Here is a 21,269-nt window from a genome sequence, read left to right on the forward strand (position 1 = left end):
TATGCGGACGCCTTTCGTTATAATGGGCGATCCATCTGCCAAGCCCGGCCCTCAGCTCTGATCCGGTCTCGAACGCGTGCAGGTAGACGCATTCATATTTCAGCGACCGCCACAGACGCTCGATGAATACGTTATCCAGCCATCGCCCACGCCCGTCCATACTGATGCGGATCTGACGATCTTCCAGTATCCCGGTGAAACGGGGTGTCGTAAATTGCGACCCTTGGTCAGTATTGAAAATGTCCGGGGTGCCATAGCGCATGAGGGCATCCTGTAGCGCCTCGATACAGAACTCCACGTCCATCGTGTTCGACAGACGCCAGGACAGGACCTTGCGCGTGAATCAGTCCATGATCGCCACGAGATAGAGAAATCCCCGTTTCATGGGAATATATGTGATATCGGAACACCACACCTGGTCAGGCCGATCGATGACCAGATCCCGTAGCAGATATGGATATTTCCGATTGAACCGCACCAGGCTTAACGGACAGTCTTCTCCGTACGCTCTGGGCCACACGTCCGCTATCCGGAAGGGTGGAGTTGCGCTCCGGCGTCCGCATAGAGGCGGAAGCAGCCAAGTTGCAATCGAGCAATCGTAGACATCTGCGCTCCGCTTGAGTTTTCCCAACAGCAGATGTCTGCTCATGCAATTTCTCGCGCTTGAGCACGACACTGACGTGTGGGGTCGCTCTATTGAAGATGCACCATTGCTGGTGGGCCACACGGAACAATGTGTATATTGTTTCTCAGCTTGCTAGGGCGTGGGGGTGAGCGCTCGCTTTGAATTGGTAATAAAGATTTCTCCGCCAAGCGGGCCACGATATAAGCCATTGTCAAGGAAATGAAGGAGCGCTTTTGCTTCTGCTTTCACTGACGGAATGATGATCTTCCCGTCTGCTACCGCAATTTGAAAGTTCTCACCGGCTGCAGCGACCTGAATCTGTGCAGGTGTAAAATCATTTAGCGTTCCTCGCTTAGTGATCGCATTGATCAGCTTTCGCATTTTTTGATCAGCGAGATTTTTGAATTTGCCGATGTCACCGACATCGATGCATTCAAGCTCACAGAAGCCTTCAACCTCAGTATCAGTTGCTTCCTGATAAAGGCTAGTTAGGTTGAAAATCAGCTTGATACGGCTGAATTTCTGGAACTTGATTTTGTCGCCTTCTACGAAGCCTGCTAGAGAGGCCCCAATCGCAAATGCGGGCTGAGTCAGTCTATTGAAGGTGTTGCCATCAAGTATTAGACTAAATCGGCGCTCAAGCATCTGGCGGGCAGAAAACTCTTGTAGCAGCAGGCGTGGTCCAGTTGAGTGTTGCACTAGGACACCCAGTGCTCTGATGTTCTCATTTTCGAAGTTCGCTGGATCGACTTCCGGCATTGCTACGATGTTACCTTGAGCGGCTGCAAAAATGGCGGCTGCTTCGTCCGTCACTTGGGCCACAAGATGCTCGTGCGGGTCGGGACTCCATCCTCCATCGAACGGTACCTCCTCGGTTACGCCATCAACAAACATCTGCTCCTGCTGGATGAAAATTCCCTCCAGCTGATTCTGAACCGTAGCCTTTACTTTGATCCGCTTCACAATCAAGCCGGTCGCCGAGCGACAAATAGCCAACAGATTAACAGGCATTCGCATCCTCTAGATCGATCAAAATGTATTCGGTTAACTGGCCGACGTGATTTATTGTGCTCGTATTCCTGAGCTGCTTGCGTGTGATGAGAACGTAGGTCACGCCTTCTGTAGACTCGACTTTATAAAAATGCCAGCCAACTAGGCCGAGCAATGGATTGAAATGATAGTTATATCCTGTTGCCGTCAAGAGTGTGAATATGAACAGTGTTGGTATGAGCAGATTGATGTTGATCTGTCCAAGTTCGGAAGTAAATAGCGGAGAGAGGTAGAGAAGCATGAACGCGATATTCTCGCGATCGGCTGGCTCAACACTGGTAATATTGAGCGGAAAACGTTCCAAAGAGGTACGGGCCTGCCGAAGCAGGTACACGCAGATCAATACCAGCATCGCGCATGCGGCAACAATGCCCATCGCAATGCTGTGTTGCTTGTTGCACCAGGCGAGCCACGCGTAAACGAGCCCTACGGGCGCTAAGGCCGAGGCAATCAGCAGAAATTTGGCGAGCCTTCCAAGCATTCTCTATTTGTTCCATATTTTTCCGGGAGAGTCGAGGTTATCGGTTTAATACTTCGTTCAGATCATGAAGAGCCGGTTCAGCAACCTTGATCTGCTTGCCTTCAGGCGATTGAGTATCGTGTTGACGTAAAAAATGCCAGGGAAGGCCGCAACCGCGTGATCTGGCAGCTCACGGTCGAGCGTTAAAAACTACGAGGCCGACGCCCCAAATGCTACATAGTCAGGTTAGTCCGTTATGTCGTCGCACGTCGTGGTGTGAGGCACGACGATGTAGCTTTTGTAGCTGAACAGGCGATGGGCGACCGCGCGACCGAAGGCGACGACGGACTGGCACAGGCCGACCTTGATCTCGACGGTGAAGATTTGCGGCCCGAATTTGAAAATGTCCTGCGCGCGCGCTTTCAGCGCGCCGATCACGTCGGGCGTACCCTAAACTCGTTCTACCGCAGCCCACCTAATAATGTCGGCTTTCGGGCAACCTGCACAATTGCTTGGATGTCTGATTTGAGGGCGTTAACAGGCTTTTCCTATAGCGCCCCTTCAGAATCCCTTGGTAGGTATTTTATGTGGTATAAAAAATTACAAATTATATAAAACCAATTATTATCAATATGTTATATGCTATTCATGGAGGACTCCCTCTCCGCCATTTGATATATCCCATGACGGTTCTTAGCGCTCATTTCCCATAAACAGCGGCGGATTTCTGCTGTTATGCGCTTTATGACGCTCTGTGATGTTCCTTCAAGCTCAAGCATTGGGGGTAGATATGGGGGTATCATTTGGAGGGATCGAAGAACCATTGTTTGTTTCTCTAGGCTCCTGATTTCAGATTTCTGGCGTGCTGATTGACGGTTCTTGGGTCTGATTTTCGCGCTGCGTTTTGAGCTGCGGGGATTTTGCACTCTGCCTTACTATACGGCGGAACTGATTTTCTCGAGTAAGAGGAAGCGGCGCATATTTATAGATGATAGTGGCGAGCCCGATCCTCATGGTGGCACGGGTGATGCCCATTGCCCGGATGAACAGTCCCGTCTGTGATTTCTGATCGGCTCTGATCGGGGAAGACATGCTCAACACGGCAGCGTATGACGGATTTTCCGGTATTGGATCTCTGGATGTGCCGCGGCATGGATTTGAGATGCGGCTTTTTCTTATGAACCTTTGAGACAAAGCCCTGCTTTTCCATGAAGGCTTCATTGGCTTTTGAGCCATATGCCGTGTCCGCCCAGACATCGGATGCTGTATTGCTGCGGTCAAGCAGACCTTCTCTCAATCGCGCACCATCGCTGGCCACGGCATCTGTCGCTTCCTTCTTCCGGATCAACCGGAACTTCCGATCAATGGAAATATGGGGTTTGTAGCCAAAAAAACGGGATAGCGAGATCCGTTGACGGGATCGTTCCATCATCCTGCCGCTTCGCTTTGGTGAACTTCAGTGTCCATCGAGCCTGCCTGTCCTTGTACGACAGCTTCGCCGGTTTGTCCTGCCAGCCTTTGGGGATCCGTCCTTCCTGAAGATCCGCCTCCTCCTCATTGGTGTTGCGCTGCTTTGGAGCTGCCACCAGCGTTGCGTCCAGAATCTGGCCTGACATCGGTAGATAACCGGCGTTCCGCAGGGTCGCGTCGAACCGGTCAAACAGTCTTTCAATAGCACCAGCCTGTGTCAGGTGTTTGCGAAACAGTCAGACTGTTTTGGTATCAGGCACGTGGTCTGACAGCCCCAGACCAAGAAAACGCATAAAAGAGAGATGGTCGTTTATCAGGTATTCTGTTAGTTCATCAGGCAAATTGTTCAGCTGCTGGATCACCAGAGTTTTGAACATCAGTACCGGATCATAGGGAGGACGGCCGCCTTTGCGCCCGTCTGAAGAGGCCGGAGCTTTCTCCAGATCAGGATGAAATATCTTAAAATTCACAGTCCGGGAAAACGCTTCGAGTTGGTCACCAAGCCCGCTCAATCGCGCAAGCCGCTCTTCAACATCAAAGAAACCGGACTGTTTTATATCGCCATTCCTTCAATAAAAACCGAAGAAATGGAATCACAGAGAGAACCTTAAACCCAAGAGGTTTTTAGAACCTTCCAGATGACGATGAGCGAGACGGAGCGGGTCTGGGGGAGGCGGTTGGCTGCCGGAGTTGGGAGGGTGATCCCGAGGAGGGAGATGCGGGATTCCGAGGTTTCGGACACGTGTGTCGATGCTTGCAGTAGGTCAGCCGAGATTGAGGGCGCAGGGTGCCCTCGGGCGGTGGATGGGGCAAGGGCAAGGGGATTTTTATGACTGGTTTTTAGGTGGCGGTTCCGGTGAGGGACTGAGCGCGGTCGGGGGACGGATGTCGCGTGTTGACAGGCGCCGGTCCCGGACGGAATCCCGCACGACGAGGGAGGCTGCGATGCGGGTTACACCGTGACGGACCTCCGGGTGCGCGATGGCGTCGAGCAGTCTGTCCGCGCCGATGCGGCCGAGTTCCGCGGCGTCCTGCCGCACGGTTGTCAGTTTGGGAGTGACCAATTCCGCGAGGCTGGTGTCGTCAAATCCGATAACGGACATGTCTTCGGGCACGCGCACGCCGTTGCGCCTGAGCTCCTCAAGCATGCCGATGGCGATGTAGTCGCTGGCGGCGAAGATTGCGTCAGGCAGAATGGGAGATGAAAGGATTTTGCGCGCCACCTCCCGGCCGAACTGCTGGGTGTAGTCGTGATGAAAGATGTGTGTGTCGGGGCAGGGTAGTGCAGCTTCCTGGTGTGCAAGGCGGAAGCCTTCCAGGCGCTCTTTGACGCTCATTAGGGAGGACGGGCCGGTGACGTGGAAGATCCGGCGGTGTCCGGTGCGGATGAGGTAGCGTGTGGCGTCGCGGGCGCCTTCGATATTGTGGCAGAAGACTTTATCCTGCGTTGTGCCGGGGATGTCCTCGTCCAGCAAGACGACGGCGCGGTAACGTCGGATGTCGAGTTGCAGGCGGCGGTTATCGGGCCGGTTTGTCACGAACAGGAGGCCGTCGACGATGGAATCATCGATCCAGCGGAGAAAGCCGAGTTCCTTATCGGGATGATTCCGGCTGATGCCGAGGATGAGATTATATCCTCGCTCCGAGACTGTCTGTTCGACGGCCTCGGCCATTTCCGAGAAGAAGGTGTTGGAGATTTCGGGCACCACGAGGCCGATGGTTTCACTTCCGCCCTTGCTCAGGCGCCGGGCGATCGAATTTCGCCTGTAGCCCAGGGCGCGCACGGCGTCATCGATTTTCTGCCCTGTTTCTTCCGGGAGTCTGATCGACTTGTTCAGGTAGCGTGAGACGGCGGCCTTTGAGAGACCTGCTCTGTCCGCGACATCCTGAATGGTCGGGCTCTTTTTTTTCATCAACGGCGTCAGCCACCTTCGGGTCCGGAGTGGGGGAAGTCCACTCTGATCTTTGTTGTAATGAGCAATCCGTCCTCACACAATGTCGGGTTTTCTCATTCCGGCTTGACAACATAACTGACATCGGATTTTATTCGTTAAACCGGTTTACAAGTTAAGGCAGGGAGACCGGACCTGCTGACCACTCAGGACCTCTGGCCCGTTTATCATGCTGACAGTGCATCGAAGAAAACTGATCTGTGGGGTGCTGACCCTGTGCCTGCCGAATAGGCGAGCCGGGGCGGCATCCGGTCGGGCTGACGCTGTTCATGTCGCGCTGGTTCAGACCACGGAGTCTTCGCAATATTTCAATGAAATCACGCGGGGAGTCCGGAATGAGTGTGAACGCTCCGGCTACGGTCTTTCGGTGTTCGATGCCGATAACAGCCCGGTTGCTCAATCGGACGCCATTGAAAATTATGCCGGGCAGCATGTAAGCGCCATTCTTCTGTGCGCCATCGATGTGTATGGCGTGCGCGATGCCATCAGCACTGCGGCCAGTTACGGTATTCCCGTGGTTGCTATTGATGCGATCGTTTCCGGGAAAACGATTGCGCAGATCGGCGTGGATAACATCAGCACCTCGGCGCGTCTGCTTGAGGCTCTTTTGCAGTCTGGTCCGATCTCGCCAGTGAGTGTCGGCATTGTTGGCGCTACCAGCTCCTATATCCAGACTCTCCGCTATAGCGGCTTTCTCGATGCCATAAAAAAACAGGCTCCGTTCATGCATATTGCCGGATTTGTCGATGGTCAGAACATCCTTGATTCAGCGCAGACTGCGGCGGAGGATCTGCTCGCCGCGGCGCCGCAGCTTGATCTTATCTACGCGACCGGAGAGCCGGCGATGATCGGCGCGCTGTCCGCGCTGGAGACCAGTCCGCCGCGAAAGCGCGTTCATGTGGCCGGGTGGGACATGTCTCCCGAAATCGCGCGGGGGCTTCGGAACGGGACGGTTCTGGCCACGGCAGTGCAGGATACTATCCGCATGGGCGAAGCGGCTGTGACTGCTGTTTCCGACTGGTTGGGGCATCGTCCTGCGCCGCATGATATCGCCGTGCCGGCTGCCATCGTCACACCGGCCACCCTGGCCGCATGCGGGTCCTGCCAGTCATGACCGGTCTGCCTCCTGCCGTTGAAATGCGCGGCATTACCCGTCGGTTCGGGGCGATTCAGCCTCTTCGGGGTGTCAATCTGGCGCTTGGGCGTGGTGAAGTTCTTGGCCTGCTGGGCGACAACGGCGCCGGCAAATCCACGCTCACCAAGATCCTGTCGGGCGCTCTGGCGCCGACGGACGGGGAGATTCTGATCGACGGACAGCTTTGTCGCTTCGCGTCTCCGCGTGATGCTCAGGACGCGGGCGTGCACATGGTTTATCAGGATCTGTCTCTGTGTGGCTCTGTGGATGTTGCGGGCAATCTGTTCATGGGCCGTGAGCCGGTTCGCCGTGTTCTCGGACTTCCCTTTCTGGACACAGCGACGATGCACAGCCGGGCTGCCGAGATGCTTCAGGGGCTGGGTGTTGTGATCCGCGACACGCATGCGCGGGTTGAGGGGCTGTCGGGTGGTCAGCGCCAGGCCATTGCCATCGCGCGCGCGGCGGCCTTCAATCCGGGGGTTCTGATTCTGGATGAGCCGACTGCTGCGCTGGCCGTCATGGAAGTTGAGGCTGTGCTCAGCCTGATTACCAGGCTGCGTGATCAGGGGGTGACGATCATTCTTATCACCCACCGGCTGCAGGATCTCTTTCACGTCTGCGACCGCGTCGCCGTTATCCGCAATGGTGTTGTGGCTGCGGAGCGCCAGATTGATGAAACCAGCATTGGCGAGCTTGTCGATCTCATCGTGGGAGAGCGTTTTCATGCCCGCTCAGCACACTAAAACCGTGACTGTTTCAAAGAACGGCGTCGGGCGCGCGCCGGGCCGTCTGCTGCACGGGATTGCGCTCGGGTTTGAGAGGCAGCCCGGGCTCGCCAGCGTCTGCTGCCTGCTGTTCATCTGCGTTACGACTTTCTCCGTGTTCGCACCATCCTTTCTCTCCGTCAGCAATTTTCTGACCATTCTTCGGCAGAACGCGGCGGCCTTCATCTCTGCCGCCGCTATGACCTTTGTCATCACCACGGGCGGCATCGATCTTTCGATCGGGGCAGTTGCTGCGTTCAGCGGCATCGCCATGGCGGTTCTGGCCACCTTCTGGCATATGCCGCCACTGCTGGCGGTTGCGGGAGCACTGTGTGCTGGTGCTGTGGCGGGGGCTGTGAATGGTCTTCTCATTACCCGCGTTGGTATGGCGCCTTTTATCGTGACCCTTGCTACCATGTCGGTCTTCCGGGGGCTCTCTCTGGTCACCGCTCAGGGCTATTCTCTGCCGCTGCCGGAGGACTCTGCGTTGCTGGAGTGGGCTGGACGCGGCTGGATCGGGCCTGTGCCGGTTCCCGCGCTGATCATGCTTTTCTGTGTCGCGGCCGCCAGCATTACGCTTCACCGCACCCGTTTCGGGCGCTATGTGACGGGGATCGGCTCGAACCAGGAGGGCGTGCGGCGTACCGGGGTCAATGTGCGTCGGGTTTCGCTGATCGTTTATGTTTTCAGCGGTCTGGCCGCGGCTCTTTCGGGTGTCATTATGGCCGGGCGCCTCGGCAGCGCATCCTCAAATATCGGTGTGGGTTTCGAACTTGATGTCATTGCCGCCGTGGTTCTGGGGGGCACGAGCCTGACGGGCGGGTATGGCTCCGTCATCGGGTCCGCTCTTGGCATTCTTACTCTGGCTTGTCTGAAAAATGGCCTGATCCTGGCGCATATTTCTCCATTCCTTACACAGATATTCACCGGTCTGATCACGCTTGGCGCCATATGGATCAATATGAGCCTCAAGGGCCGGGATCTCTTTGGTATCAGGAAAAACCGCGATGACAGATAAGTCTTCCGCAATGGAACCTATGTCTGTCGGCGTGCGCAGCGGGCGTATCATGACTGTCAACGGCCCGGTGAATGCAGGGGAGATGGGCGTTACCCTGGTGCATGAGCATATTCTGCTCGATGCTTCGAAAAAGTGGAGCACGTCCTTAACATCCGCTTCCTGCGCCTGCCACAGTTCATGGAGCATGCGTCCCCTGAGCATGGACATGCTTGGCGAGATCGTGATGAATCCGCTGGGCAACCGCGACAACTGCATGCTCGACAATGCTGAACTCGCGGTTGAAGAACTGAAGATGTTTCATGATCTGGGCGGCCGTACGGTGATTGATCCCACCAATGTTGGCATTGGACGGGATCCTGCGACGTTGCAGAAGATCTCGCAGCAGACCGGTCTGAACATTGTCATGGGCGCGGGTTATTATCTTCAGCCTTCGCATCCCGATTACGTACATCCAGAGAGCACCGATCAGCTTGCCCGGCGCATCATCCAAGATGTCGGTGGCGCGGAACGGACCGATGATAATGGAAATCCGTCTGTTCTGGCTGGTGTGATCGGTGAAATCGGTATTTCCTCCGTCATGACGAAAGACGAGGAGAAAGTCCTGCGCGCCGCCGCGATTGCGTCGGCGGAGACCAGTGTTCCGCTTTCCGTTCATCTGCCCGCATGGATGCGCGTCGCGCACACGGTGCTCGACATTGCGGAGGAAGAGGGAGCGGACCTCGATCATGTGATTCTGTGTCACATGAACCCCAGTTTTTCAGACCCGGATTATCAGCACAGCCTCGCTGATCGGGGTGCCTTTCTCGAATACGACATGATTTCCATGTCGTATTACTACCCCGAAGAGGGTGCCCAGTGCCCTTCCGATGATGAAAACGCCAAGGCCATCACACGTCTGTTCGAGCGGGGATATGGAAAGAAACTCCTTATCTCCCACGATGTGTTTCTAAAAAGCATGCTGACGCGCTACGGGGGGCACGGATACGGATATATTCTCCGGCATTTCGTGCCCCGCCTGAAGCGGTGCGGCCTGCAGGAACGCGACATCGAACAGCTGCTCGTCAGTAATCCCCGGCGTGTCATGTGTGGTGGCAGATAAACCCTGAAACAGAGAGAAACTATGTCGTCCAGAAAGAAAATCCTCCTCGTCGGCGAATCCTGGATCAGCTCCGCCAGTCACGCCAAGGGGTTTGATCAGTTCTTTACCACCACGGCTCATAATGGCGCGGTCAATTTTCTTAAGGTCATGAGTGACACGGATTATGATGTCACCCATATGCCTTCGGAAGTGGCGCAGAGCCAGTTTCCGGCGAAAGCGGAGGACCTCGCGCAATATGATGCCATTATCCTTTCCGATGTGGGGGCGAACACGATCCTGATTCATCCGGACACATGGCTGCACAGCAAGACCTTTCCCAATCGCCTGAAGGTTATCGCCGAATATGTGAAAAATGGTGGTTCCATCATGATGGTTGGAGGATATCTGAGTTTTCAGGGCGTGAACGGTCAAGCCCGTTACCGGAATACGCCGATTGAAAAGCTGCTGCCGGTCACGTGTCTGCCTTATGACGACCGCCAGGAAACGCCTGAAGGCAGTGAGGTGAAAGTGGTTAACTCCGCGCATCCGGTTGTCGCCGGGCTGCCTGCTACGTGGCCGGTTCTGCTTGGTTATAATGAGGTCATTCTTCATCCGGAAGCGACACTTGTCGCGACTGTCGGGGAAGATGAGCACCCGCTGATTGCCGCGCGTGATATGGGCAACAGCCGGTCGCTCGTCTGGACCAGCGACATGTCCGCACACTGGATGCCTGATGATTATCTTGCCTGGCCCGGCTACAAGGCGCTCTGGGTCAACTGTCTTGACTGGCTGACGGCACGGGCCTGAATCTTTTGACCGAAAAACATACCGACCCCGTGGTTCTTCTTCAGGATCTGATCCGGATACCCAGCGTCAATCCGCCGGGTGACGAGGCGGCCTGCGCCGCATTGTGCGCTGACATTCTCACGGATATCGGGTTTGAAGTCACGTTGCATGACTTCGGGGAGCGACGGGTGAATCTTGTTGCCAGGCCACCGGGAAAGCGGCCGGGCGACAATCTCGGATTTTCCGGTCATCTTGATACGGTTCCGCTTGGGGGCAGCACTTGGGCATATCCTCCTTTCTCCGGCGAGATTGCCGATGGCCGTGTCTACGGCCGCGGCAGTTCGGACATGAAGGGGGGGATTGCTGCGTTCATCGCTGCCTGCGGGCGACATTATGCCCGCACAGGACACTGTCCGGACGTGACGGTGATCCTGACCGGCGGAGAGGAGACTGGGTGTGAGGGCGCGACCGCCCTGGTGTCTGATCCTCTGTTTGCAGACTGTTACTTTACCGGTCTTCTGATCGGCGAATCCACCCGCAATTATCCTGTTATTGGCCATAAAGGCGTTCTCTGGTTTGAATGCACGGCGGAGGGGCGCACGGCTCATGCCGCGATGCCTGATCTTGGGGTAAATGCAATTTATCGGGCGACGGATGCCATCATGCGGATACGGTCGGCCGATCCGGGGAAAGACGATCCTATTCTTGGAAAAAATACTGTCACGGTAGGCACGTTCCGTGGCGGGATGAACATCAACTCGGTGCCCGACCGGGCCCGTTTCAGTGTCGACGCGCGGACCAGCAGTGCGGAGGCGCATAGCGGCATCAGCGGAACGATAAGAGGCTGTCTCTGTTCCGCGATGTCCCTGCAGACACTTCTTGATATTCCCCCTGTCATCACGGCTTCCGATCATCCGTTCGTGCAGGCCGTGCATACGCTTGCCATCCGGCACGGTGTTGTCGATCGGGGGATCGTCACTGTTCCGTATTTTACAGATGCGGCCATTTTTTCTCCGGCTTTCAAAAACTCTCCGTCCGTGATCATCGGGCCGGGAGAGCCTGATGTGGCGCATAAGACAGACGAATACTGTCCGGTGGATTCGCTCATGACAGCAGCCAATCTCTATAGTGACTGTATCGATTTTTTCTCCCGGAGCTGACGAATGGGATATCTGGGTTTTTTATAATCGTGCGGATATGTGATCGCTTCATCTTTATCCGTTCTTTTGAGATGCTGTTTTCGTATTTCTGACCCCGTTCCAAGCGGAAAACATTTTAATACGATATCGAAACATATTGACATATCTATTTTCCCGTTTCACTAGATAAACCGGTTTATTGCTCCTGATCGCAAGGCCTACCCGATTCGTCAGCCTGATCCGGAATATTTCGAAAAACGATGTCCTTTTAACGATGCGCACGTTATGCGGAGGAAAACATGGGTCTAAAAAGCGCTCTATTCGCGAGTTCAGCATTCGTTATTCCCCTCTTCAGCCTGCTGGCTCTCGGAAAGGCGGAAGCGGCACACCCCCGCCATGCGACAACGGTGAAGGCTGCCACTTCTTCCGGTTCCGCGGCGCAGAAAGCCCCTGCCCGGAAAACTGCTGTTAAATCAGTTCAGAGTGCGAATGCCGAAGAGATCCGGGTTACCGCGGCGCATCTGCGTATTTCATCCGGCGGAGGCATGCTTCAGCGACGGGATGACACGCGCTCGGTTCAGTCCGTGAGTGCGGACTATATTGCCAAACAGAATCCGACATCGAACGTTGTTGGCCTTTTGGCGATGATGCCAAGTGTAAACTCGATGTCTCAGGATCCTACGGGAATTTTGAGTAATGGGATCATGGTCCGGGGGCTGACGGTTGATGATATAGGCTGGGTGCTGGACGGCGCGCCGACACTTTCCCCTGGCGCAGGCAAGTTTCAGGCGGAAATGCTTGACAGTGAAAATATGGATCGCGTTTCGATTACACCAGGCTCCAGCTCAACTGATGATCCGGTCACCTCCGCCACGGGTGGCGTGATCTACACGAAGATGAAAGATCCGACGAGTAAGGCTCGTGCTCAGGTTGATTTCACCTATGGTACTTTCAACACCTATCGTGGCTTTGTCAGACTGGATAGTGGTGAGATCGGTCATTCGGGTGTGAAGGCATTTGTTTCCTACTCGAACGCATCAACTGATTTCTGGCGTGGTCCCGGGATCGCGAAGAAGCAGCATGTTGATTTTAAGCTGCTTAAATCATTCAATAACGGCAGCACGATTGCGCTTGAATCGGTTTTCAATAATAATAAAAATGGTTATTATTACTATCCAACCCAGGAAGAGTGGCGGCAGTATCGCTGGGTCAACCCGAGTGCGACTTATGGAGGCATTCATGACGGATCGTATTATAAGCTGAATCAGACTTCTCTTTTCTACAGCGGGACGGTTCTGGCCCCTGCGCATGTGGTAATCACGCCGCATCTGACATGGGATACGACGCCGTATTTCTGGTATGGTTTCGGCTGGGGACCTGGCGGCACCACCATGACGCAGGGGCAGACCTACTTGGGCAACCAGCGTGTTGACGTCAACCTTGCCCAGGGTACGGGCGGGACGGCCCAGAACGGTCAGCAATATCTTGCCTCGACCGGATTTGGCGGCCCGACCTATATTGGTGGCATCACCTCAAAGCTTGCCTGGACGCAAGGGCATAACACTCTGACGGTCGGCTACTGGTATGAAAACTATAATCTGCGCGAGAAAGATCCGGTAGGCTTTGTTAATCAGGAGACAGGTGATCCCGCCGACCTCAGCCATTCTTACAACTACTATCGTCTGGCGAATGGGAATCCTTATTATTATGATAATTACTTTCTGCACTATCAGATTAATGCGCCTTTTGTGATGGATACGTTACGCCTGCTGAAAGACAGGCTTGTGATCAATGCGGGTTTTAAGGATGTCATGGTGACGCGTGGTGTCGATAACTATATTCCTGGCTCAACACCGCATATGGGCATTAGTGAAAACATCCCTTTACCCTCTCTTGGTGCGCGCTATAATTTCGACCGTACCAATCAGATCTATATCAACGCCGAGGGTGATTACCGTCAGCCCTTCATGGGATCGACGGCGCAGCAGTACAGCGTCACGACCGGGGCCATGACGACCGGGGCTAATTCTCCGAAATCTCAATATGCTATCAAGGAAGAAATCGGTTATCGCTATAATGGAGAGAAAATCGTTGCGTCGATTTCTTTCTTTAACATGAACATGACGAACCGTCTATTGACGCTCAACACCTATCAGGAAGGCGTTCAGGTTCAGCGTGAGTTCAATGCCGGCGGCCAGACCAGCCGGGGTGTTGATATCCAGGTTGGAACGACGCCGCTCTGGAAACGCTTTACACCCTATGTGACTTTTGCCTATCTCGATGCGCGGCAGGACAATAATCTACAAACCGTCAATAGCGCCGGACAGACAGATTATCTTCGTACCGCCGGCAAGACGCAGATTGCCAGTCCGCATTATCAGGCAGGGCTGGGGTTGTCCTACGATGACGGCACCTTTTTCGGCAGCGTGAATGTCAAATATATCAGTTCTCAGTATTCGACTCTGATGAATGACGAAAAAATGCCCGGTTATGTCACCAACAGTGTGATTCTGGGATACAGGCTGCCGAAGTTTGTAGTATTCAACCGTCCTTCCATTCAGGTGAACCTGAACAACATCAGCAACTCCACTCAGAGAACGGGTGTTTACAGCTACAGTGACAATGCCAGAACGACGAAGGGTGTTTTCGGGGGCAGTATCGGCGGCAGTTCTCCGACCTATTATGTCGAGCCGGGTTTTTCCGCTCTTATGACTGTGCGCGTGCCGATTGAATGAGGTCTTGTCCTCGAAATGTTATGTGCTTTACAGAGGCGGAGTAGGATTTGCCCCGATCTCAGCCTTTCAGATGCAGTGCTTACAGTATGCAGCATGCTTGCCACGCTTTCTGTTCTCTCTCGTGGTAAGCATTATGGCCTTGAGCTATCAAGCCCGGAACTTAGCCGACAGGCGCGCTCGTCTTGGGTAGCGCCTTCGTAGACACGTGCTGTAACATCGTTGCTGTGTTCCTGAAGTTGATGGGCAATGGCGTGGCTCTCATCGGCAAGCACGTCACATTCTGCAATTGTTAGAAAGCATGGCGGCGGGGTTACAATTGGAGGGTTCTAAAAACCCTCTTTTCCGCCTGTATAAAAATCGTAACTCATTGATATTACCACTACTGGAAAAATCAAAATAGGGGTTTTTAGAGCCCTCCAGATATGTACCTTTGGCCAGCGCAAAAGCTTGATCGAACGCCTCTGACATTTGGTCCGCGACCGGGCGCACGGGGGCAACTGTGTTGATCATGTGATCTGCAAAGGCTGACGTTTCTGGATCATGGCATTGAGGATGACGAGGAGCTGGCGTGCGACGGCGATAAGGATGGTCTTGGGTGCCTTGCCCTCGGCGTGCATCTTATCGCGCATGGTGATGAGCGCAGGATGCGGCGGGACGCGGACAGGGCTGCGAGAGGGCTTCGCGGACCTTTCGTCGCCCGCCCCAGATGCGTCGTGTGCCCTTCCGTGTGCCGCTTTCGCGTGCATGGGGTGCCAGACCGGCAAGAGAGGCGATCTTGCGGCGACACCATGTGCCGAGTTCCGGTAGTTCGCCGAGCAGGACGGCCATTACGGTCGGGCCGATGGTGGGCACGGCGCTCATCAGGGCGGCCTGTTCCGCGAGCGCGCGATCTGCAGCGATTATGGCTTTGATGCGCTGATCGAGCACACTGATCTGGGTCGAGAGCAGAGCGATCATGGCGTCGATCTGCTCGGCGATGTCATCATGGCCTGCGCTGTGACGACGCAACTTCTCGGCCTTGCGCATGTCGACCAACTGCCTGCGGCGTCGCAGGAAATCGGCCAATGTCGCACGGGCCGGACTGACCGGACGGGTGACAGGCAGATCCAGGGCTGCGCCCATCTGGGCCAGCACGCGCGCATCGACGCGGTCGGTCTTGGCCAGAACGCCGGTTGCGCGGGCGAACTCGCGAGCCTGACGCGGATTGACGCGCGAGAACGGATGCGCGCGTTCGGTCAGGGTGGCGATGAGGATGTCGTCGCAGCCGCTGGTGGCCTCGAAAACGACGAGCACATCAGGCGTGAGCGTTTCGGCCCATTCGGCGATGGCGTCACGGGTATTGGGAATGCGCTGCATCCTGCCGGAAGGAAGGTCGCAGAGATCGAGGAAGGCGCGCGAAAGATCGCAGCCGATGACTGGCTGTGGCATGGTGAGGGTTCCTGTCCATGTCGTGCGGGATCGAAAGTCCCAAGCAACTGTTCAGGGTTGAACGAAGGTGGAAGGGACCCATGCTCCCAAACGGGCTCCAGACCCTCGGGGGGGACGGGCTCCCTTCCACCGCCCACTTTCGCACATCACCAACAGACAGAGGGGGAGAGCCACCGGCATTGTTGACAAGTATATCGAGTGCGCCAAAACGTTCCCGAACCTGTTCATGCGCTGCAACAACACTTCGTCCGTTGCTGATGTCGCAATGCACGGCAAAAACTTCTCCACGATACTCCTGTATAGCGGAGACCACTCTTCCGGCTGCGTCGGCTAGCTATGATAGCCTATTGCCACGGCGCTGCCGCGCGTGGCGAGGTGTTCGGCTATGGCGCGGCCTATTCCGCGCGCGTCACCCATTACAAAAGCGAATTTTCCGTCAAGCTTGGAAGCGTTATATCGAAGCACGGCTCTAGCTTGGCTCAAATTCTCGTCTTGTATCGGCTTTTTCTGCTTCGGCTTGGATATGTGTGTGAACGCGTACCTCCCACCCCCTGCGAGCGAGCCAGAATGCCGTTGTTTTCGCGCGTGTACCCGTGTCGTCGACGAGCACAATACGCGCACCGCGGACTGCAACGGTTCGATGCGACACGGCGATAAGTTGACCACCAGGTGAGGAGAGTGCACCGGGCAGGTGCCCCTGCGCGTATTCATGGGGTAGCCGCACGTCCAGCACATAGGTTGTGCGGCCACTTTCGGCGCTCCATTTGTCAATGCCCGCGCGGTCGATTGTTTTCAATCCGCCCCGTCGCACCAACTTTTCTGCAACTTTCAGGCCGAATTCCACGGCTTTGGAACTGGGGTGGGCGAATGTTTCAGCATGGCCGCTTTCAAGCTCCCGACCGGAACGCGTCCAGGCCGGCGTACCATCAATCAGATAGACGACCTCATTAGGCACCCCGGCGCTGATAAGAGTCTGTGCGCCAAGTATGGCGCGCGGCAAGCCCGCGCATGAAACGATCACGCGGGTATCGGGCGACGGAACATAGTCAAGAAAACGCTGGAGTAGTTCTGCGACCGGCAGGTTGCGCGCGCCAGGTACATGGCCCAGCTCGAATTCGGGGGGCGTGCGGGTATCCAAAATCGCAATATCTGCTTTCCGGGCCTGTAGTGCAGCGAGTTCGTCAACCGTGATCCCCGGTGTTCCGTCGACATCCTGCACAGCCGTCGCGAAAATGACGCCGGGGATATCGAATGTCGGAGAGCCATTGCCGCCATTGTCCAGCCAGCCGGGAATGCCACCACGTAAAACGTTGATATCTGTATAGCCCAGTCGCTCGAGAATTTCAGCTCCTTGATGTGCAATCTTGTGGCCTCCATCCACGAGCACAAGACGCGTGTCCTTGCGAGGCACGAAGGCCGATGCTTCCGCCTCGAGGCGGCGCAGAGGAACGTTAGTCGCGAAGAGTGGATGACCCTTGGCAAAATCCGCTTCATTGCGCAGGTCGAGAAGGCCAGTTTCGACACCTTGGCTGAGGCTGCCCTCAGTCAGCCAGGTCTGGAGTGTCGCACGATGAATTTCCTTGATCGCCATTTCTTGTGTCCTATCGATTGAAGACGTGTTGGTCAGGTATTTTTACTCACATGCAAAAACAGAAGATCCGTTTCAGAGTATTTTTTGTATCTACACAATAATGGTAGTTGCATTTATTGTAGGATGTCTGTGTATCAAGCCTTCTGTATTTTCTGTGTTTTATTATTATCAGTGTCTCGGTATGGAAGATTGGGCTGCATATTTAACTATACAATGAAGTTGATTGTTGGGGTTGCCCCATATTCATCATTATTATGAGATTTAATTTTGAGTCAATCAAAAAAATAACGAATGAAAACGATTATAAATTAGGAATATGTTGTTAAAGTACAACAAAATAAGTCATTATTTTATAGATATCTCATTATACCGCTATTATAATTGACTCATAATTAATCGTAAATTTAAAAACGCACATAAATGATAGTGTTTTTTGGTTGGACGATAATGACACGCCTGAGATTGATGAAAATAGAGGCTCTGGCATCCAGTGCCATACATGCCAGTAGGCGGGACGGGATTCTGGTTCCAGTAACGCTTGGCGTCCTACTGTCCTGCGGTACCGCGAATGCAGTGTCAGGAAAGGGAAAAATTGCCGCTCAGGATGGAAAAGTCGGTGTTTCCACTCCCGCGGGAAAAGTGGTTTCGGCGCAGGCTGCTCAGGGGCAAGGCCAGCAGCCTGTGGCAATTGTTGGAGCAGCCCGAGCGGAGGCGGTCGAAGTCAGTGGTCAGTCTCATACCGCCGCGCGAAAATTGAATCTGGGCAAGTCTGTCGAAAATGATATTGCAACGGTTTATCGATTGACCCAGAAAGATATTCAAGCGCAAGCCACATCATCCTCGATCGATCTGTTCCGCAATGTTCCCGGTGTCTATGTGGAGGATTACGGCAATGGCGGCATTGCGCAGGGCTTTGGCATGCGCGGATGGTCCGGTAACGCGAACGGCAATTATGTAGCAGCCTATATCGATGGTTATCAGCGCAACATGTATTCGGGTGCGCAGAGCAATGGCTATAACGACCTCAATGTTCTTATTCCCGAAATCATCGGGGATATTAATGTCATCAAAGGCCCGTTCGATACGCGTTATGGCGGCATGCTTGCCGTCGGTGGGTCTGTTGTCATTCATACAGCCGATTTCTATCGAACCGGTTTTTCTCAGAGGTTTGGATCTTTCGGAGAGGCACGGTCGCTGCTGAGCTATGGTTATGACGGTGGCCGCCTGAAAAGCTATGTTGTGTTTGAGGGAGGCAGGGATGCGGGATATCGTGACAATGCCGCCCAAGACAAGGTCAATCTGTTCAGCAAGACGACCTATTCTTTTACATCTGAGGACAAGCTCTCATTTTCGGCGCAAATCTACAACGCGAATTATGGTCAGCCCGGTTACATTCCCATCTCCGTTGCTCGAGTCAATCCGAAGGCCGCCATGAATATGGAAGATCGAGGTGACAAGACGCAGGAGACGTTCAATTTCAATTTTACCCATACTCACGGGAATTTTCAGCTCGACGCCAATCTGTTCGTGGATAATGTCTATCTCTACCGTTCGATAACGCGTGGTTATTATCCTGCGTCTGTGCCGCGGGCCGAGCAGAATGCCTCAATCGATTCCCGCACCACAGTAGGTGCAGGTGTTGATCCGTATTGGAAATTCAAGCTGCCTTTGGGCATGCAACTCGATCTGCGGGCCGGAGCGCTTGTCCATGTGGATATGGCGAAGGCGTGGAATTATCCGGCGCTGAATAATCAGGCAATTCCGGCGCCACAAGCTTATTTCGGATCGATCAACTATTTCAACAAGGCGGATTTCACCGAAATAAACCCCTCCCTCTATCTCGATATGGGCTTCAAACCTGTCAAATGGATGAAAATATCAGCAGGTTTTCGGTACGATAGCTTCATATTCAGCGACAATGTTTTAAGCTGGGTCAAACCCAATAACCTTTTGCGCCAGTATATTACCAATTGGGCGGGGCATATCAGTCCTAAGCTGGGTATTGCCTTTTATCCGGCCACCGGTTTGACGTTGTATGGTAACATGGGAGAAGCCGTTCAGGCACCTAACGCGGTTTTACAGCTTAATTTGAATCCCTCTCTCAAGACATCGCCGATGCGGAGCTACGAGGGGGGGCTTGCTTATGACAACACAAAACTGGGCTTTCATTTTGGCGCTGATGTTTATACGACCAACGCCAGTTCCGAGATCGGCACATCGACAACGACAGGCGCGCTTGAGAATATTGGCTCGTCACTTCGCGTGGGTGAAGATTTCGACGTCAGGCTGTTCCTTATCCGTAACAGCCATATCGAGCTTGATGTCGCCGCGAATTACAGCCGTGTACGTGCCCGCCTGACCGGCAACTCATGGGGATATGTGCAGTTCGTTCCGGATGAGCAGAAGGATTATCAGATCAACGTTTCAGCGCCAGTACACTTCTGGGGCGACCCGAATGAGCGACTTGCCTTTAATTTCGCGCATCAGTTCATAGGCGAGACCAAACTTTCAACTGACGGCAGGCAATCCAGTTCTCCTTATCAGCGCATTCAGGGCAAATTGACCTATTCCAATCCTACTCGGCATAATCTGTCCTTGTATCTGTCGGCCATTGCATTTCCGACCGATCGTTTCTCGGAAATCAATTATTACGCCAACGGGGTCCGTTACGTCGGCGTGGAGCCTCGTTTCCGCATTCAGGGAGGCGCCAATATTAGTTTCTGATTCCACTGGCGTGAGAGAAGATGCTCACAACGCGAGATGTAAGGAATAGACGCCATGAGCGGAAAAAGTACGGATGTCATGATAGCCCCCAGAAAGCAACGGGTGCAGTCTTATCCGGCCGATCATTATCTGGCTTTGGCTCGTGATCTGGCAGACCGTTTTGCAGTAGATGCCGCCGGATACGACCGCAGTGGCGCATGCCCCGAGCGGAATCTCGATCTGCTGTTCGAAAGCGGCCTTATGGCTGTCACCATAGCGCCGGAAGCGGGAGGTGCGGGTGGCGGGTTACAGCTTGCCCGTGCGATTGTGTCTGAAATCGCGCGTGGAGAACCCGCGACGGCACTTATCCTTGCCATGTATTATGGAACACATGGTCAGATCGCCCGTGGCAGCCAGTGGCCGGAGGCACTGGGCAATTTTGTCGTGCGTGATGCACTTTCGCATCGTGCGTTGATCAATGCGGCTCAGGTTGAGCCTGAGACGGGTTCACCTTCGCATGGGGGCGTACCCAGGACTGTCGCACGGCGCCAGGGAGACGGCTGGCGGATCACGGGTCACAAATGTTACTGCACCGGTTCCACGGCCTTGCGCTGGATACTCATATCAGCCGTGACCGATGAAGTTCAGCCGCGTATTGCCTCGTTTCTTGTGCCGGCGGATGCGTCCGGTGTTTCGTTCAGGCCGGCGTGGGATACGACAGGTATGCGGGCAACAGCGTCGCATGACGTGATTCTCGATAACGTCGAGGTACCATATGGTCATATTCTGCACGATCGCCCGGCAGGTGCGCCGCTTGTACGCGAAGCGGTGGGAACGGTGTGGCATTTTACTCTTGTGGCATCGGTCTATCATGGCGTGACACTGGCCGCGAGAGACTGGCTGGTTAAATTCGGGCGCGAACGTCGCCTGAATGCGACTGGCGATTCGACATTATTCGGTCTTCCACATTTTCAGGAAGGTCTCGGTCGTGCAGAGATTCTTATCCAGACGAATGAACGGTTGCTGCGCGCGACCGCACGGGAGGCAGATGAGGGCAGGCCGGAAGCACTGGAAGGGGCTTTGCTAAGACACGCCACGACCGAAAGCCAGCTTGCCCTGCATGCGCTTTTTCTTGAACTTACCGGTGCGGTAGGGCTTTCCCGGCACGATGCCCTGGAGCGTTATTGCAGGGACTTGGCTTGCGTGCAGTCCCACGCGCCCAATTCCCGAGCCATAAGGCTCATGGTCGCACGCTCGGCTTTCCCATCCGATGAAGACCAGACGACAAACCATTTGAAAAATTAAGCGAAGGGCCGGAACCTGATCGGTAAGCCA

The 21,269-nt window shown here is 54.6% G+C and carries 18 protein-coding genes and 2 pseudogenes; 9 read left to right on the top strand and 11 right to left on the bottom strand.

Features of this window, described 5'->3' with window-relative positions:
* From AD948_RS11605 to AD948_RS11640, 6 genes and pseudogenes are all read right to left on the bottom strand, one after another.
* A pseudogene (locus AD948_RS11605) lies at positions 1–460 on the bottom strand (IS3 family transposase); the annotation flags it as partial.
* Positions 461–757: 297 nt separating this feature from the next.
* Entirely contained in the window at positions 758–1,636 is an 879-nt protein-coding gene (locus tag AD948_RS11610) for a Kiwa anti-phage protein KwaB-like domain-containing protein (RefSeq protein ID WP_248846006.1), read from the bottom strand.
* The gene (locus tag AD948_RS11615) at positions 1,626–2,156 is read right to left on the bottom strand and encodes a hypothetical protein (protein ID WP_061472106.1); all 531 of its coding nucleotides are present in this window, start codon (positions 2,154–2,156) and stop codon (positions 1,626–1,628) included. Before AD948_RS11615 ends, AD948_RS11610 begins: the two co-directional genes overlap by 11 nt.
* A gap of 225 nt (positions 2,157–2,381) precedes the next feature.
* Positions 2,382–2,573, bottom strand: coding sequence for a hypothetical protein (locus AD948_RS11620; protein ID WP_061472107.1), 192 nt, complete (start codon positions 2,571–2,573; stop codon positions 2,382–2,384).
* 546 nt (positions 2,574–3,119) lie between these two features.
* Positions 3,120–4,162: pseudogene (locus tag AD948_RS17820) on the bottom strand (IS5 family transposase); the annotation flags it as partial.
* Between the two features lie 270 nt (positions 4,163–4,432).
* Positions 4,433–5,518, bottom strand: a complete 1,086-nt coding sequence (locus AD948_RS11640; protein ID WP_082782421.1) for a LacI family DNA-binding transcriptional regulator — start codon at positions 5,516–5,518, stop codon at positions 4,433–4,435.
* A gap of 208 nt (positions 5,519–5,726) precedes the next feature.
* On the opposite strand from AD948_RS11640, the gene AD948_RS11645 reads away from it, so the two are divergent.
* The 7 genes from AD948_RS11645 (at position 5,727) to AD948_RS11675 (ending at position 14,212) form a co-directional block, all read left to right on the top strand.
* Positions 5,727–6,671, top strand: coding sequence for a substrate-binding domain-containing protein (locus AD948_RS11645; protein ID WP_061472110.1), 945 nt, complete (start codon positions 5,727–5,729; stop codon positions 6,669–6,671).
* Complete coding sequence (locus AD948_RS11650; protein ID WP_061472111.1) at positions 6,668–7,435, top strand: ATP-binding cassette domain-containing protein; 768 nt, start codon at positions 6,668–6,670, stop codon at positions 7,433–7,435. Before AD948_RS11645 ends, AD948_RS11650 begins: the two co-directional genes overlap by 4 nt.
* Positions 7,416–8,474, top strand: a complete 1,059-nt coding sequence (locus AD948_RS11655) for an ABC transporter permease (RefSeq protein ID WP_061472112.1) — start codon at positions 7,416–7,418, stop codon at positions 8,472–8,474. The genes AD948_RS11650 and AD948_RS11655 overlap by 20 nt, the downstream gene beginning before the upstream one ends.
* On the top strand, positions 8,464–9,573 hold the full coding sequence (locus AD948_RS11660; RefSeq protein WP_061472113.1) for a phosphotriesterase family protein: 1,110 nt from the start codon (positions 8,464–8,466) through the stop codon (positions 9,571–9,573). The genes AD948_RS11655 and AD948_RS11660 overlap by 11 nt, the downstream gene beginning before the upstream one ends.
* A gap of 21 nt (positions 9,574–9,594) precedes the next feature.
* The gene (locus AD948_RS11665; protein WP_061472114.1) at positions 9,595–10,359 is read left to right on the top strand and encodes a glutamine amidotransferase; all 765 of its coding nucleotides are present in this window, start codon (positions 9,595–9,597) and stop codon (positions 10,357–10,359) included.
* A gap of 5 nt (positions 10,360–10,364) precedes the next feature.
* Positions 10,365–11,498: a M20 family metallopeptidase gene (locus AD948_RS11670; protein WP_061472115.1), complete on the top strand. Its 1,134-nt coding sequence runs from the start codon at positions 10,365–10,367 to the stop codon at positions 11,496–11,498.
* Positions 11,499–11,776: 278 nt separating this feature from the next.
* A complete protein-coding gene (locus AD948_RS11675) occupies positions 11,777–14,212 on the top strand; it encodes a TonB-dependent receptor (RefSeq protein ID WP_061472116.1) in 2,436 nt (811 codons plus the stop codon).
* Between the two features lie 131 nt (positions 14,213–14,343).
* On the opposite strand, the gene AD948_RS18985 is transcribed toward AD948_RS11675, so the two are convergent.
* From AD948_RS18985 to AD948_RS11685, 5 genes are all read right to left on the bottom strand, one after another.
* Positions 14,344–14,529, bottom strand: coding sequence for an alpha/beta hydrolase fold domain-containing protein (locus AD948_RS18985; protein WP_156479016.1), 186 nt, complete (start codon positions 14,527–14,529; stop codon positions 14,344–14,346).
* A 189-nt stretch (positions 14,530–14,718) separates the two neighbouring features.
* On the bottom strand, positions 14,719–14,841 hold the full coding sequence (locus tag AD948_RS18875; protein ID WP_276325361.1) for a hypothetical protein: 123 nt from the start codon (positions 14,839–14,841) through the stop codon (positions 14,719–14,721).
* Complete coding sequence (locus tag AD948_RS11680; protein ID WP_061472117.1) at positions 14,831–15,640, bottom strand: IS110 family transposase; 810 nt, start codon at positions 15,638–15,640, stop codon at positions 14,831–14,833. The genes AD948_RS18875 and AD948_RS11680 overlap by 11 nt, the downstream gene beginning before the upstream one ends.
* Positions 15,543–15,953 carry an SDR family NAD(P)-dependent oxidoreductase gene (locus AD948_RS18990; RefSeq protein ID WP_082782423.1) on the bottom strand — a complete coding sequence of 137 codons (411 nt, stop codon included), beginning with the start codon at positions 15,951–15,953 and terminating at the stop codon, positions 15,543–15,545. Before AD948_RS18990 ends, AD948_RS11680 begins: the two co-directional genes overlap by 98 nt.
* Positions 15,954–16,109: 156 nt before the next feature.
* On the bottom strand, positions 16,110–17,231 hold the full coding sequence (locus AD948_RS11685; RefSeq protein WP_061472118.1) for a rhodanese-like domain-containing protein: 1,122 nt from the start codon (positions 17,229–17,231) through the stop codon (positions 16,110–16,112).
* Between the two features lie 447 nt (positions 17,232–17,678).
* On the opposite strand from AD948_RS11685, the gene AD948_RS11690 reads away from it, so the two are divergent.
* Entirely contained in the window at positions 17,679–19,955 is a 2,277-nt protein-coding gene (locus AD948_RS11690; protein WP_169797413.1) for a TonB-dependent receptor, read from the top strand.
* 54 nt (positions 19,956–20,009) lie between these two features.
* Entirely contained in the window at positions 20,010–21,239 is a 1,230-nt protein-coding gene (locus AD948_RS11695; protein WP_061472120.1) for an acyl-CoA dehydrogenase family protein, read from the top strand.
* Positions 21,240–21,269 lie beyond the last annotated feature (30 nt).

Origin of the sequence: Acetobacter senegalensis (assembly GCF_001580995.1) — a bacterium.
Taxonomy (GTDB): domain Bacteria; phylum Pseudomonadota; class Alphaproteobacteria; order Acetobacterales; family Acetobacteraceae; genus Acetobacter; species Acetobacter senegalensis.